The organism is Chryseobacterium sp. MMS23-Vi53, assembly GCF_047651245.1.
Classification (GTDB): domain Bacteria; phylum Bacteroidota; class Bacteroidia; order Flavobacteriales; family Weeksellaceae; genus Chryseobacterium.
Map to the genome: position 1 here is coordinate 1,095,554 of NZ_CP180265.1, position 15,788 is coordinate 1,111,341.

Annotated in this window: 13 protein-coding genes; all 13 read right to left on the reverse strand. The window is 31.6% G+C overall.

Going from position 1 to position 15,788, the window contains the following annotated elements; all coding sequences use genetic code 11:
• Positions 1-79: 79 nt before the first annotated feature.
• Complete coding sequence (locus ACKX2A_RS04880) at positions 80-925, reverse strand: hypothetical protein (RefSeq protein ID WP_415327951.1); 846 nt, start codon at positions 923-925, stop codon at positions 80-82.
• Positions 926-1,315: 390 nt separating this feature from the next.
• Positions 1,316-2,674: a hypothetical protein gene (locus ACKX2A_RS04885; RefSeq protein ID WP_415327953.1), complete on the reverse strand. Its 1,359-nt coding sequence runs from the start codon at positions 2,672-2,674 to the stop codon at positions 1,316-1,318.
• A 289-nt stretch (positions 2,675-2,963) separates the two neighbouring features.
• Entirely contained in the window at positions 2,964-3,374 is a 411-nt protein-coding gene (locus ACKX2A_RS04890) for a 5-fold beta-flower protein (protein ID WP_415327955.1), read from the reverse strand.
• A gap of 281 nt (positions 3,375-3,655) precedes the next feature.
• Positions 3,656-4,426, reverse strand: coding sequence for a hypothetical protein (locus ACKX2A_RS04895; protein ID WP_415327956.1), 771 nt, complete (start codon positions 4,424-4,426; stop codon positions 3,656-3,658).
• A gap of 228 nt (positions 4,427-4,654) precedes the next feature.
• Positions 4,655-4,999, reverse strand: a complete 345-nt coding sequence (locus ACKX2A_RS04900) for a hypothetical protein (protein WP_415327957.1) — start codon at positions 4,997-4,999, stop codon at positions 4,655-4,657.
• A gap of 552 nt (positions 5,000-5,551) precedes the next feature.
• Positions 5,552-6,112 carry a pentapeptide repeat-containing protein gene (locus ACKX2A_RS04905; protein WP_415327959.1) on the reverse strand — a complete coding sequence of 187 codons (561 nt, stop codon included), beginning with the start codon at positions 6,110-6,112 and terminating at the stop codon, positions 5,552-5,554.
• Position 6,113: 1 nt separating this feature from the next.
• Positions 6,114-8,897 (reverse strand): hypothetical protein, encoded by a 2,784-nt coding sequence (locus tag ACKX2A_RS04910; RefSeq protein ID WP_415327961.1) that lies wholly within the window; start codon positions 8,895-8,897, stop codon positions 6,114-6,116.
• A gap of 630 nt (positions 8,898-9,527) precedes the next feature.
• Positions 9,528-10,190 carry a hypothetical protein gene (locus ACKX2A_RS04915; protein ID WP_415327963.1) on the reverse strand — a complete coding sequence of 221 codons (663 nt, stop codon included), beginning with the start codon at positions 10,188-10,190 and terminating at the stop codon, positions 9,528-9,530.
• 97 nt (positions 10,191-10,287) lie between these two features.
• Positions 10,288-10,725 (reverse strand): hypothetical protein, encoded by a 438-nt coding sequence (locus tag ACKX2A_RS04920; protein WP_415327964.1) that lies wholly within the window; start codon positions 10,723-10,725, stop codon positions 10,288-10,290.
• 82 nt (positions 10,726-10,807) lie between these two features.
• Positions 10,808-11,044, reverse strand: a complete 237-nt coding sequence (locus ACKX2A_RS04925; protein WP_415327966.1) for a hypothetical protein — start codon at positions 11,042-11,044, stop codon at positions 10,808-10,810.
• A gap of 91 nt (positions 11,045-11,135) precedes the next feature.
• Positions 11,136-11,759 carry a hypothetical protein gene (locus tag ACKX2A_RS04930; protein WP_415327967.1) on the reverse strand — a complete coding sequence of 208 codons (624 nt, stop codon included), beginning with the start codon at positions 11,757-11,759 and terminating at the stop codon, positions 11,136-11,138.
• 203 nt (positions 11,760-11,962) lie between these two features.
• On the reverse strand, positions 11,963-12,289 hold the full coding sequence (locus ACKX2A_RS04935; protein ID WP_415327969.1) for a hypothetical protein: 327 nt from the start codon (positions 12,287-12,289) through the stop codon (positions 11,963-11,965).
• 19 nt (positions 12,290-12,308) lie between these two features.
• Positions 12,309-15,647: a hypothetical protein gene (locus tag ACKX2A_RS04940; protein ID WP_415327970.1), complete on the reverse strand. Its 3,339-nt coding sequence runs from the start codon at positions 15,645-15,647 to the stop codon at positions 12,309-12,311.
• Positions 15,648-15,788: the final 141 nt, after the last annotated feature.

A 15,788-nucleotide genomic window follows, 5' to 3' on the forward strand; every position in this document is an offset into this window, starting at 1 on the left:
AGAAAAGATCTTTAAAATGGTTTGATCTTTATTAAAAATAATTTTGTGTATTCAGGTGAGTGTGAGTAGATATAAGTTTTTATAATATCTTATAATCACATTCAATTCTTATATTTCTGATTCCCTGCAATTGGCCACCGCCCCAAACTCCCTGATTATTTTGTGTAGGAGATAAAAATGCTGTCATCAACAGATTATTATTGGTTGTATCAAAAATCTTACATTCTATTCCTTGATGGATTTCGGTAAGATCTCCATCATAGGTAAAGCTCACTGTATCCGAAATGTCATAATGATTGGTAACACTATCTTCTGCCCTGTATTTGTCGCTCCAATATCCTGCCTGTGCTCTGTATTGAATGGATGCTGAAGTGTTATTGATAAATTTTATTTGGGTATTTACAATATTCACCTGTTGTCCAATATCTAATTTGCCTATACTAAGGTTAAACATATTATCCTCAAGCGTTCCAAATTCAAACCCATCCGGAATCGAGGGAAGGTTATTTCCAAATAACATATTCCTGTAGAATCTTGAATTCACCTGATAACTTAATACATAATATTCATTACCATTTAAACCTTCAACAGGAAACTTTTTTGCTTTAATTGTGTAAGGCGCACTGCCGTAGAAGAACACCTTTCCCTGTCCTTGGGTCGTACTTACGATCTCCTGCTCGTCTTCATCACTTGAGTTTACCACCACCGAAAATTTTTGATTTCCAATGTTTGTCGTATAATAAATATATCCGGTATTAAGTGAAAGAAAACTGTTGGCAATTGCAACTGCTTCTTTTTGGGTAAGAGGATCTTCTTTATGTTTTAAAGAATCTATCAATTCCGAGAATTGTCCTTGTGTCGGATATTTCCCTTTCTGGAAATAGGTTTTTAGTTGTTCTCTTGGGGTTATTTCGTTTTTTTCCATAATATTTAATTCTTTACTTCCTTATGTTATTTAGTTATTGTATTTATTTCACATTTTAAACATCGTATTCAAGCTTTGGAGATTGTTACTGGAAACATTTGTACCTGTTTATAAATATGATTAATGAAGCTTTATAAGCTTTTTATGGCATGAATTTCTGACCTGAATAAATCAGTATTGCAACAGAAATATATTTCAGAGTTCAAAATTCTCGCTTTTTTTACTCCTGTAAAAGTTTTTGAGCCTCCCTAGTCTGTAGTTGCAGCAGTTTTTAAAATATTGAGGGTCTGTAGAGCGATTGAGAAATTAAATACTTATTTATTGCTTATGAAATCAAAGCAACAATATGGTTAACTAAAAACAGCCTTGTGTTTTTCATTAATATTGTAGTTAGATCGATATTTTATTTTTATATTTTGAGTCAATTCCTATTCTGGGAACCGAATAAACCACATTGTTCTGAACATCATTATTGTGGCTTCCCATAAACATTGCTGTTATAAATATAGAATCCACAGTATTCTGCCATATGTAACCGGTATTGGAAGCTTTAGGAAATTTTAGTATAAATCCTAATGAGCTGGCAAATCCGGCTGAATTATTAGCTGGTAACGGTACGCTGCCTGAAGATTTTATTTCGTAGGATATATCAACTGCTTCGATTGGATTTGCCAAAGCATCCACAAATACCCTGAATGGATTATTTCCACTATAAGTACCGACAACTCCTGATACCATCACATTTAAATAATAATGCGTACTATCCTGACTGAATGTTGAAATATCCACCTTCGGAATATAAGGAATAGCGATGGTAGTCTGCTTATTTTCGACACCAAAAGTTCCGTCCGGTTTTGCAACGATATTTTTGGTAAAAGCGGAATCGGCCTGCGGGAGCCTGCGAACCTTTAATGAAGAATCAAAATCTAAGGTTTTTTCTGCAAAATCCCCTCCTATGAGAGGAAGAGCCGTGTTGTGATCCAGTACAGTTTCTGAAGAATGGATAACCAGCCGGTTATTGGTATTCCCTCCTATCGGAGCATTGGCCCCTATGGTCACATTGTTGTTTCCTTTCAAATTGTTCGGCAAATCGGATGTGTAACCGGATCTAAAACCTAAAAAAGTATTATAATTATACTCCTGAGTATGTCTGGTTCCTCCATCAACATATCCGGAGTGGCTTCCCAAGGCCGTATTACCGTACCCTCCTATGAAATTATTCATCGCCACTCTGCCGACAGCAGTATTATTGTGACCTGTCGCAAAATAGTACAGCGCAGCCTGTCCTACCACAACATTCCAGTATCCTTCCTTTAACGCTATCATCGAGCTAGATCCTACAACCGTATTTCTAATACCCGTTGTGAGCTTCCACAAGGCATGATTTCCTAATGCCACATTTCCATCTCCGGTGGTAACGTCCTGTAATGCACCGTAACCAAATGAATGATTGTAAACTCCCGTATGATCAGGATTCATGTTTCCAATCCATGGAGACCAGGTTTTGTGATTGACTCTCAGCTCAATTTTGGTTGAAGGCGATGATCCACTATATACTAATTTAATTCCCTGTTCCGGAACATTATTATCCCTGTTAATAACGGTTGTCAGGGTTTCCTCTGGCAGCTTATCCTCCTCTTTATGCCAGTAAGAATCTATAAAATCTGCAAACTGACTTTCCGTGGGGTATTTACCTTTTCCGAAATAGCCTTTTAATTCCTCTTTTGTGGGCAATTTATTTTCTTCCATAATCCTTAAATAATCCTAATGATTTAATTTTTTTGAAATAATTATTTTTTACATTTTAAAATCCAAAATTCCTTATTTTTTCATTCTTATAAAAGTTTTTTACTCTGTCTGTTCGGTAGTTGCAGTAACTTTAAAATAGCTACAAATAATTATTAGAATATTTATTCAATCATTAAAAAAAGAAAAAAATTTCCCAAATATCATTAAATAAAAAAGGCTCGGATTATAAAAATCCAAGCCTTCATTTTTAAACTATATTTAGCGAAATAGTTCTTTCGCAAAGTTAATCTTAATCTAACTTAAAGAAAAAGAAAGCCACCGCAGCCCATTCTTTTTTAATTCCGCTGGCATATCCAATGGTTCCGTGGCTGCTGTTTTCTACCGTTCCATTGTCTTTAATATATCCAATGGTTGAATGACTGCTGTTTTCGACTGTTCCGTCTTTTTTGACGTACCCCACCGTAGAATGACTTCTGTTTTCAATCGTCCCATCACTTTTGATGTAACCAATCGTCGAATGACTTTTATTTTCAACCGTTCCGTCACTTTTAATGTAACCTACTGTGGAATGGCTGCTGTTTTCAATTGTTCCGTCCGATTTGATGTAACCTGCCGTTTTATGGCTTCCTGATTCTATCGTTTGTGCACTTAGAAGAGAAAGGTTTAGTAGAATGGAGCAAATGAAGAGTGTTTTTTTCATGGTTTTTTAAAATTTTAATGATTATTATTTTATCAAAAATTTTTAGACCGTTGCGTTATTAATTGGATTATAATCACATCAAAGTCTTTGTATTTTTGATTAAATATAGCGAGTTTTGCTGAAATATAATATGCCTATTAAATTATATCATTAAAAGTTTGAACTTGCAAATATTTTTATTGTTACAAAATTATTAAAATTCATTATCTAAAAAAATAATTTCGAATTTGCTTTATGTATAAAAAAGTAATCAATAAAGTTTCTCTTTTTATTTAGCTTACTTAATCATTTAATTGAAAATCCAGCTTAATTTTTTCTACCAAAAGAGGTAAATCAGCTATTGCGTTATCTACTTCTTGCTTAAAAATTAGTACCTGTCCATCTTCTTCAGGTATTATTCTTTGTATCTCATTATCGTAAAAATACTTCGGTATGATTATGTAACTTTTTCTACTTTTCACATATTCCATAAGCCAAGAATATTTTCCTTTGAAACTTTCTATACTATCTCTTAGTTGCGAATAAATAGGATCCCTTTTAGACACATCTTTAAAATTAAAATATACACCTTGTGTGTATCTATTATTGATATCAAATATTGATGTTTGTCTAGATGATATCTCTTGTATTTTATCAATTGTTAGAAATAATGCTGTATCATCATCTATTCTAATATTTCTGTTAGCTCGATTATATGGATCTAAATCATCCATTAAAGAGTTTATCCATTTACTAAAATGTTTCTTCCATTTATCATTTGAGAAACCAACAATGCCAATATCTGCATTATAAAACTCTGGATTTAATGTTCCTATTTTTATGCTAAGAGAGTCTAATAAGTTATAAATTTCAGGGTAAATATCTTTATAATTTTCATAAGAAGTTATTGCACTTATTTCATTAAATGCTTTAATACTATTGATTGATATTTTTTGTGAAATAGAAATTTCTAACCTTAAAATTTCTAATGATAAAATAACTCTAGCGTCGCCATACCGAAGCTCTGTTTTACTTCCTTTCTCTTTTATTTTTTTGATGATTTCATCAATCAATAAGATTGTATTTTTAATGATTTTATCTACACATTCAGGGGGGGTAGAATTTTCAATAACGACTTATTGATTTTATTTTTATAAAGATAATTTTTTTGAAGGATGATTTAAAATAATAGCCGCACGATAAATCATGCGGCAATATGAGGATTTCTATTTTATTTGAATGACTAAAGCTCTTTTTATGTATATTTTCTTTATAGAAATACAAACACATCCGTTCAAAAACTATTCTTTATCAATCGTTTTCCATTTTTCAATATCTTCAATTGAAATGGCAGGTTCTACAATAATATATTTGTTAAGATCTCTTCCTTCAAAAAAAGTTTTTCCTCTTGGTCTTATCAAACTTTTTCTCAGGATTCTTTTTATAATACTTAGTTTGTTTGGGTTGTCGATATCTTCATTCGAAAATTGATTCATCATTTCTTTTGAAAAAGCACCAAGCATTTCATAATATTCTTGATAGGGTTCTAATGGTTCATCAGGATCAAAATATCTACTAGTAGATACAAAATAAACATAAAAAGGACGAATAATATAATCTACTCCTACTTCTATTAATTGAGGCATGAAGACATATTTTTTTATCTGTGGGTGAACATCAACATGCTGTAATACAGCCTCATACATTGTACATCAAGATGATGATATAATGTTCCATACTCACTACTCAACATTTTATCAAGTACCTCTGTTCTATTTAATTCTTTAAAAGTTTTCATCTAATTTATTGCATATCTATTATTTGCTTCACTGTATTTTTAATCAAAAAAACTATCGTTGCTAATTATGATTCTATTCATTATCTATTCTTTTAAAAATTTAATAACTACTTTATTATTTATGGTTACATTATCAGGACTCCTCCAACCACTTTGGTAACCTATTTAGCCATGTTCCTTAAAGGTTTATTTCACTTCAAACTTTCATTAATCTTTTACAGGGCTTTTCACATAAGGTAGATAAATAGTCTTAAGAAATTAACTTTGCAGAATTGCGAAACCTGTAATACCCTCATCAATTATATTTTTATAAAAAACCACACGAAAGATTCGTGTGGTAGTTAAGGGAATTTATTTTTTAATCTTAATAAAATTAATATAATTTTTCCAATATATATAATTAATTTTCAATTGCGATTTTCAACTGATCTATATTGATAATATCTAATTGATCGTTAATTTTTACAGGATATTCAATATTAAATTTAGCTTCTTCAAAAGTAACATTCATAAATTTGCTATCCATAAAAGCTAAACTATCTAATTCTATTAAACTAAAAGTTGTATCTGATATAAAACAAACTCCAAAATAGCTCCATCCAAATTTAATTTTATTGAATGTACAAAATTCCATCGATGTATCATAAAACTCAGCTTTTGTTATTTCATCTTCCGAAAAATTGCAATTAATAAATTTACACTGATGGAACTCACATTTTCGCAAAAAAGATTTTTCAAAATTTACTGCAGAAAAAGTACAGTTGAAAAATGAACTACCTCCTAAATTCAAATTTATAAAAATACTTGATTCAAATTTTGTATTATAAAATATTGATGTATTTAAATTCTCATCTTTAAGAGTTATATTACTAAATTCTTCATTTTCTATATCCAATTGTTTTCCGCCACCATTATTTAGCCACTCTTTATGTTGCTGTAATCTTATTTTTATATTTTCCATATTACTTATTAATAAATATTATTCCTTTAGGTGAATTTGCTGCATTAATTACATTGTTTATAAATATAGTTTTTTGAGTCTGAGGTATATTTTTCAAATCAACTATATGCGCTACATCATTAGTTCCCCCTTTTTGCATTGTAATTTTCTTTCCAATATGAGTAGCTTGTGCCTCTAGATCCCCTCTATTTACAGGAGTTTTAACATCTGCATATTTATATGGAGGAGGTCCATCAACCTTAAAATCTAAATCTGGTTCTCCATTTTTCACATTAGGTCTTCTAGGATTTTGTATATGCTTTTCATATTCCGCTAAAAGAATTGCTTCAGCTTCATTTTGAGCTTTTGCAATATCTCCTAAACTATTTTTACCTTCCTCTTTTGCTAATACATCAAATCTAGAGTCATCTCTTGGATTATATTTTTCATCTTTAAATATATCATTTTTCTTCAAATTCTCGTTAGCCTCTTGCATAGCTTTTTTTTCAGATAAGTTTTTAATAATCTCGGCTAGCTTTTCATGAGCACGTTTGGTATCATTTTTCTTCAAATTCTCGTCAATCTCTTGCAAAGCTTTTTCAGATGAGTTTTTAATAATCTCTGTTTGCTTTTCATGGGCACGTTTGGTTACTTCTTCTGGACTAATAAACTTTTCGTATTCTTCTAGCGCAGCATCACAAGCTTTGACATCCTTTGCAAACTTTACTCCTTCTTGCATTTTGTTTATCGCTTGCACCTGCTCCTGTACTAATGCATCTATATGTTGTGGCACTTTTGTACGTAACTCTTGCAGCAGGTTTGCTTTATAAGTTTCTATTCCTTTTAGTCCTTCAGGTGTTTGGCTTATAGCTTTCCAATTTGTAGTCTGTCCGTTTTGAGTAGTTTCTTGGTGGTAAAAATCATTACTTGCGTTATCCAGGTTTTCTATAAAAGTTTGAGTATCCATTTGTGCCAACTCATTTACCGTTTGCGCTATACTCTGTTTGGCTTGTTCTCCACTTTGTATCAAGATTTGTTTATCAGCTTCTAGTCCTGTCAAAAACCCGCTCTTTATTTTAGCAAAATTATCAAGTCCTATCATCTCTTTTAACTTATTCCTAAAGTTTTTTACACTTTCACCTATACGAGCCAGTGTTTTTGGAAAATATGTTTTGGCAATAAAGCCTACAGCTTTTGCAAAACCTAGCATGGCTAAAGCTACTATAACGTTGGTACGTGCAGAAGCGGCTTGGTTTACATTTTCCTTAAAAACAGCAGCATCTTTAGCCTGTGAAGCAGCCTTTATACGCGCTTCAGATTCTGCTATGGATAAAATAATCGTAGTGTATAACAATACTTCTATAATTGCAGCTACTTCCCCTACACCCGTAAGCATAGAAATTACAGCAACTACACAAGCAGCAGCCAACAACCAACCCGATACTTTCGCCCCAGCTCCCAAACCTGCTGCTAATCGTTGCCATGCATTGACATCTCCATTAGCTGCCTCTTTTATGTCTTTTTCTATAGCTTCTGCAGTTTCTGTTGTATTCATAAGCGTAGCAGCTTTTACAAAGTCTTTTGCAACTTCACCTGGATGGTCTTTCATGTATTGCAGTTGTGCTGCGGTCGCTTTTTCGGTCTGCTCTCTAGCTAAATCATATTGGTCGCTTTCAGATATTTTACCTATTTTTGTGTCATCAAATCCCTGCCAAGACCCTTCTATAGCTTCTTGCATAGATTCGGAAGCATTGGCTGCCTGCGCTTGCTCACTTAATGCTTTCAATTCCTCTTTTTTTGCCAAAAAGAAATCTACTGCTTTTTCAAACAATTCGATATTATCTGTAGCTTTTATTGTCAGGTGTTGGAATAATACAATATCTTCAGGTGAAAGTTGTTTTAGTTTTTCGGCAATCACCAATAATCGTTGATAATCTGCTAGAGTAAGATTACCTTTTTCTGTTCCGATAATTTTTTTTATTTCAGCAGGTAGTTTAGCTAGTTCGCTTTTCAATTCTTCAAGTGTTTTTCCCTGATTGGGTTTAAGGATATTTTCTTCACCTGCTCCTTTACCTAACTTTTCACCAGTTCCTTTACCTTTACCTCCTACTACTCCTTTGTAGTCAGATTTTCGGTAATCTGCACTTCCTCCTGAACTTACAAGTGTTTTCACATATGTATCTTCATATTTAGGTATCCAAGAATGATTGACCTCTTGTCCAAAAATCATTCTTTCCGCATAACGATCAAGCTTATAGTTAGTATTTATACTACGATTATACTCATCCGTTTTGTAGGTATCGAAATGCAAGGTATATACGTCACCTTGATGGGTTACTCTTCCTTTACCCCCTGCTTGAAGTATCAATTCAGACACGACCTCTTGATTTTCAGCTTTGCTTTTAGCGGTTTGACCTTGTGCCGTTTTTGGAATAGAAGTTCCCGATGTATGGTCATAATCTTGTCCCTGGCTTATATTCTTGGCAGACATATAATCTTTTTCAGCTTTTTTGGTGTCGGGATGGTTAACATCACCGGTTTGCTTAAGACTTTCCTGAAATCTGCCATACATTATCTCCGAACCCTGATCATAAATATTTTGGGTCATTGGATTATTACCATTTCGACCGACCAAATTATTATTAGAATTTCCTGATCCGGTCACAACAGTCGGACTACCCGATCTTTGTATTTGTGTACCTGCCATCTCTGTCTCAGATTGATGAATAACCACAGGTTCTTTCTTTTTTTGCTTTTGTTGTTGGTGGACTTTATTGTCTTTTTCTACAGGTTTTGCTGCTTTCATTGACTTGGTGTTTTTAATTACATATATTTTAAAAAGGTATATAAAGCACAACTAAAATTGTTGCCCTTTATACTTACTTGTTGAAGTGAAAATCTGACCTGAAATGGTAGATTTTTTTTAAGAATTTGAGTAATTAATAGTGGTTATCAACTTTGCGATGAGAAGCAGTAATGCTGGAACCACTTATTTTTCCTCTCTTGTTTTATTTGCGTTTTCATGGGTTTTCAGTTCTAAAATTTTGCTTTCTTCATTCTTATGAAAGTTTTTAGCCCTAGAATTTCATAGTTGCAGTAACTATTATTTTCTCTTAATCAATTAATTTCAAACTCAATTTGAAAGTCCAAAATTCATTATTTTTTTGTTTTTATTAAAGTTTTTTGCTCTGTCTGTTCGGTAGTTGCAGTAACTTTAAAATATTTAGTAAATGATTACTTGAATATTCATTTAATAACAGGATCGAATCATTAAGAAAAGGAAGAAATTCTGGATATTCTGAAACAAAAAAAGACTTGGAATGTAAAAATCCAAGTCTTAATTAAAGTGCCGATTTAAATTTTAAGTTATAAAAAACTCCGCAATTTTTTATTATTGCGGAGTTTCTATTGTCTTTTAAATAATATTTCTAAATTTTTATAAAATAATTAGATTGGATTTTTTTGTTTTAATTGTTTGAGCTTCATCTATATTGTATGAAATTCTGTCATCTTCGTTTATTAGAGAATTAAAAATATCTACATATTGATTAAAAGAATTTTTGTCATAATCAACAAACACAGGAAAAAGTTGACTTGCCTGATAATATCTTTTATTTTGTAAAGCGTCTTGAGTTGCCTGTTCTATTTCTTTTAACAGCGGTCTGCAGTTTTTCTTTAGAAGAAAATCTTTTAGATTAGATTCAAAAAACTTATTTCCATAAATACTCAAAAAATGTTTTATATATGGATAAAGTTCTTCTTCGGTCTTTCCGTTCATTGTCGAAATATATAGAGCGTCTGTAATTACATCATATACATTATCTTCGCTGTGTATTCTATGGGATTCAAAACTTTCTTTTTCATCCCATTTTTCGGAAATAAACCGGTCAAGCTGTTGAAATCCTTCCGGAATTGCCCACGCCAATAAAATAAGCATGGCTTGGTAAGCAATATATTGATCATCATTATCAAGAAGCGATTTTAATTTTTCAATTCTGTCTACATCTTTGTTTCTGAGAAGTTGTACTTCGCTTAAATCGTATCCTTCATATCCTTCTTCGTTGTAGTGATAGAGGATTTCGTTTATTTGGTTGTTCATTTTATCAGGTTTATAATTTCTTTAACTTTAAAAGAAATATTCAATTTAATATCTAGATATAATTATTTTATAAATAAATTTCACTATTTAATTTGAATTAAATAACTACTTCTAACATATTTGATGTTGTATCTAAAAAATCAAAGGTGATATAAAATTTTTCGCCCTTTGTAATTTTAAACGAAATTCCTTTAAAAAATAAAATCAGGTTATTATTTTCTTTTAAAACCGAAGCTGATAATTCAAATTGCTTATTCTCATTTGGTAGTAAGACATCAGCATTAATTTCCTCTTCATTATACACAGGTGAAATAAAAGTTTTTTCATAAGCAATTAATTTTTCGTGCATTACATTGAAAAGGTTTATTCCATTTCTAGCTAATCCACCAGTATTATTTAAAAAGTAAAATCTCTTTTCTTTATTACTAAAGTTTGTTATATTAATATATAATATAAAATTATCGTTTATAAATTTATATGAAATATTCAAATCTATTTCTTTTTTATTCATAGTTTCATTTTTAATAGTTTCCATATTTATTTTTTAGCACCATTTCTATCTGATAATTTAGTTTATCGACTTCTTTTATAAGTTTTCATTTGAAATTTATAGAAAATTATCTCCATGAAATCATTTGATAGTCGTAAAAGCTCACATTCATATCATCAATTCTTTCTTCCAGGGCTTTAATTCCAATCTCTAGATATTTTTCTTTTTCGGATTCATTCAAAATATAAATAACATCAAATCCTGGCGCTGGTTTTGGAATTGGTACGGATAAGGTTATAATATTGTTTTCTTCATAAACATAATAATACCAATCTTTTTTTCCTAATTCTTTTTTTGTACTCATATTTATTTTGTTTAATAAAAATGAGGCTATCTCAAAATGAGATAGCCTCGTTACTATTTATTACTCTGTTATAGAGATATAAAATTAATGGTTACTCCTTATTTTCCTTTGGAACAATCTCTCCTGTTTCAGTAATGGTATACTTTTTATTAAAACTTTCAAGGGTTTCAGGCTTACCAGTTCTGGGATCTACTCCGTATTTTATAATATAACCTGTAACGGTATCAGGCTCTCCCACGTTACCCATAAAACGAGGGGTTGGATCTGCCTCATACTTATCCCACCATTCCTTTTCTTTTCTTTTTTCCTCGTCGGTCATTAAAGCTCGTCTTTTTGCTTTTTCTTCTTCAAATATTTTTGCGTTGAATCTGGCAATTTGACCTTTGTGGTCTTCTGATAACAAATCATATATAGCGTCTCGAACCTCTCCTTCTTTTTGATACAGCATAATTTTTTCCAATAAAATATCGTCAAGAGTTTCGGGTAAATTGTTGAAATCTATATAAGGGAGTCTGGCATTTCTTTCTTTACTGTACTTCTTAGCCTCTTCAGATTCCCTGAAAACAATATATTGTTCTTGTTGGTGTGGTTTAAGTATATTAAATACTTCTTCAAAAATAGAGCTATTTAAGTCTTCTATGTTTAATAATTCCTTTAAATTAAACTCAGGTAATTCATTTTTAAAGGGTGTGAAATCGTATACTGCAAAAATCATATTTTTATTTTAATGGTTTAACTAGTTCTTTATATTCTATTTCATAATATTTTATTCCATTAACTTCTTTCACAAGTTTTGGTTCAGAGGTTTGAAGGAAATATCCTTCATTCATAAGAACTTCTTCTTGTACAATTATAGAGAGTAGAATGACATCATAATATTTATAAATACGAGTACTGACAATTGCAGTTAAGAAATGATTATCCCCTGAAAAGACGATTTATTACTTTCTGCATTTTTTCATCACTTGGGACAACTTTTTTTAATAAACTCATTTCTCTTATAATGATTTCTAAATCTAAATCAGTTCCATCATACATCTTTCTTGAACCAATATCAATTCTTAACTCTATTAATTGATTTATTACATCTAAGGTAAAACTGTAAAAAGGTTCTTGTCTTAATTCATTTGGAAAATCATTTAATAATACATCACATATATTTAATAATTGCATATAATTTTTAACAGGATCATTTTCTTGAAATAATTGAAATTTTTTTACTAAGTTTTCGTAATTGTTATTCATAATAATTAATTTATAGATTTTATTTAATTTTTGGTAATGTGTTCGGAATTATTTCACCTATAGGAGTTGATGATTTTTGCCATTTCAATGGATCGCTATTGTCTATAATTATAATTTGTGTTCCTCCACCTTTTGTTCCATAAAAATCTTTGCTAACTACACCTGATTCGAAGTTGAATTGTTTTGTTGGAGCAATTTCGGAAGAAAAAACGACATTTCCATCAACCCTTGATCTTATTTCAAAAACAGAATATTTTTTTGAAACAGAACTTAATGGTAATCCTAATATTTGTTCGATACTTTCTGGAACCATTTTCAATTTTTCAAATTGAATTTTATCAATATAATAAACTGATGGAGAATTTATATTACTACCCTCAGGAACTAGTTTGTAAAATTTATAATTTTTATCTACGACTATTTTCTTAGGTTTACTAGCTCCTGATTCAATTATTGATGGGAGACGCCTTTCTGCTGAAGCTATATCTGTATGTAACGATGACATTTCTTCATGCAGTTTTTTGTTTCCTGATTTGAATTTATCGTAATCAATGCCTGCTGTTTCAAATTTTGTTTTATTCCAATCATTTTCAGGAAAATACCTTTCTTGAAGATTCTTCCAAAAAGCCTCTCTTTTTTCTAGTATATTTTCTTTTTTGAAAGATTTAACTACCCAATTGTTTGCTTTTTTATAAGCTGCTCTAAAACTTTGAGATAATTTGATCCATGTATCTTTTTTAAAAGCGGAGGCTATTAATCTAGGTATAAATAAAATTTGTGCTTTAAGACCATTTCGTGCATTAATAAACATTCGTTTACCAAAAGTTTTCGGGTTTCTTTTTGCCAAATCTTTTATAGAAGCACCTCCTTTTTTAGAGCCTTTTCCTCCGAGCATTGCCAAAATAGCCATTCCAGAATTGGCAATATCGCTTTTTAACTCACCGGAGTTTTTGAATAAAACTTCAGCCGTTTTTGCGGTATGTATATCATAGATATTTTTTATTCCGTTTAATATATTCAATCCTAATGCTATGGCTCCAACCCAGAATGTTATCGTTCCCATGGTTATTGTAGCTCCTCCTAACCAAGCAGCCAATGGCGCCAAACCACCAAGAGTGAAGAAGGATCCTGCGGCAGCAGCTACTGTTAATATTCCTAATATTCCCGTAATTACACCGGCTATAACAAGCACTTTATTGGCTATTCCCGCGGCTTTTTGAAGAATCATTCCTACCGGATCTTGTGAGAATCCTTTCCAGTTTGTTAAATCATCCCAGATTCCACTTATAGAGCCTGAAATTGCCTCATACCACGCTTTTGGACTAAAAATAGATTCGATGAATTTACCCACATCTGTCCATGTAATAGACGTAACGTCATTCCAAATATCTGAAAACGCAATAGAAATAGACATCCATAGTCTTTTTAAACCGGTAATCCTGTTCAGATTTTTAGTGACTAAGTTTAATGGTTTTTGTAAGGCATCTTTACGTTTGTTATTATAAACTTCTATTTGAGCGTTTCTAATGCTTTCAACATTTTGCTCGATTAAACCTTGATGTTCTGCTTGATCTTTATCGTAATTAGCATTTACTTCTTCAAATTTATCTTTTAGTAAATTTTGTTCGCTTGGGCTTAATTTTCTTAAGAAAGCTACTTGTTGCTCTTCTGTTTTTAATTTTGCAAAATCAATTAATAAACTTTCTGCCTGATTAAGCTCTTTAGGAGCCTTTTGAATTTTATCTTTTTCTTTTTGTATTAAGCTGTTTCGTCCCTCAACTGTTGCCATGTTGGCGTAGTAAGCATTTTGAGTTTTTATAACCTCACGTTCGATAGCATAAGAATCCGTTATTAATCCGTCTGCTTCCTGGTTTAATTTTTTACTTTGCGATTCTACCTGTTTTAGTTTAGGAGTAAGTTTTCCTAACTCTCTTTTTGCTTCCTTATTCTTTTTAGTATCTGATGCCAGTTTAGCTTTTGATTTTAATATTGATGCTCTGGAAGACAATATTTCGCTCTGTATTTTTGCATTTTTAGCTTTAGATTGTTGAGCTTCTTGAGACAGTTTTTGAGTTGTATTTCCTGCCTGAGTTACAGCTTGATTTATCGTACCTGCATTAGTACTTAATTCATTTAATTTTCTGGTAAGGGTTCCGGAATCAGCATTTTGGGGATCTTGATGTTTTTGAGATCCACTAAGTAAATTTTTTGCTTCACTATTGAAATCACTTGCCTTGTTCTTATTTTTATTATATTCTTGTTGATAGATTCCAACTTCCTGTTCTACTTTTTGTTGTCTTTTTACTGAGGTTTCCAGTCCTTTTTCCAATTTACGGATGAGAGCTTCTTTACTTTCTATGCTATCTTCTGATTTCTCTAAATCAGCATCTGATTTTTGAATTTCTTTTTGAACCTCTTTAATTTTGTTTTTGATTGTATTCGCTGCTTCATTTTGAGTTTTCACCTGAGACCTGGCTTCTACCCCCAGATCTCTAAATTCTTGTGCAGCCGCAACTAATCCAACAATGTTGAGTGTTGTTTGTGCATCGGGAGCGATTTCGGCTTGTTCACTATCAACAGCCTTATCCATTCTTGGAGTAACAACAGGTTGAATATTTTTTGGAATGACAAAATTGTCATCTTTTTCTCCCTTGCTTTTTGTATTTGATCTTTTATTATTTGACTTTTTATTATCGTTAATGCTAATATTCTCCGACTGAGTGACTGTATTTTTTTCAGAAACTGTTTTTAAGCTACTTTCATTAGCTTCAACAGAGCTTGGTTTAATCGTAGGTTGTTTAATTTCGATTTTTTTCTCCTTTTTATTTTGGGCTACGATGGATTGAGGAACTTCAGATTGATTACTAATTTTTATTAGAGACTCTTTTTCTTTTGTTTTCTTTACAACAGCCTCCTGATTTTTTACTATCTGATGAACTTTAGCTTGTTCCTGCATAGTCTTGGGCAAATTAGTACCTGTCTTAAGGTTATTATAATCTTGTACCTGATTAACATTCAGGGTAGATAAATAGTCTTTTTCAGTAGCTTTAGTATAAGGATGATTGATATCGCCGGTTTCAGCCAAGCTTTCCTGAAGTCTTTCATACATTACTTCTGATCCTTTATCGTAAATGGTCCCCGAACCATGAACGGCTGGAATACTGCCATTGGCAAGAAGTCCATTGTTATTAGGATTTGTTGTACCGGCCACAACGGCAGAGCCTTCCGACCTTTGCATTTGTACACTGGCAACCTCTGTCTCGGATGCATTAACAACAGCCGGTTCTTTCGCTTTCTGTTTTTGCTTTTGTCTTTGGTGGACTTTATTGTCTATTTCTACAGGTTTTGCTGCTTTCATTGACTTGGTGTTTTTAATTACATTATTTAAAAAGGTATATAAAGCACAACTTATATTGTTGCGCTTTATACCTACCTGTTGAAGTGAAAATCTGTCCAGAAATGGTAGATTTTTTTAAAGAATTTGAGTAATCAAAAGTGG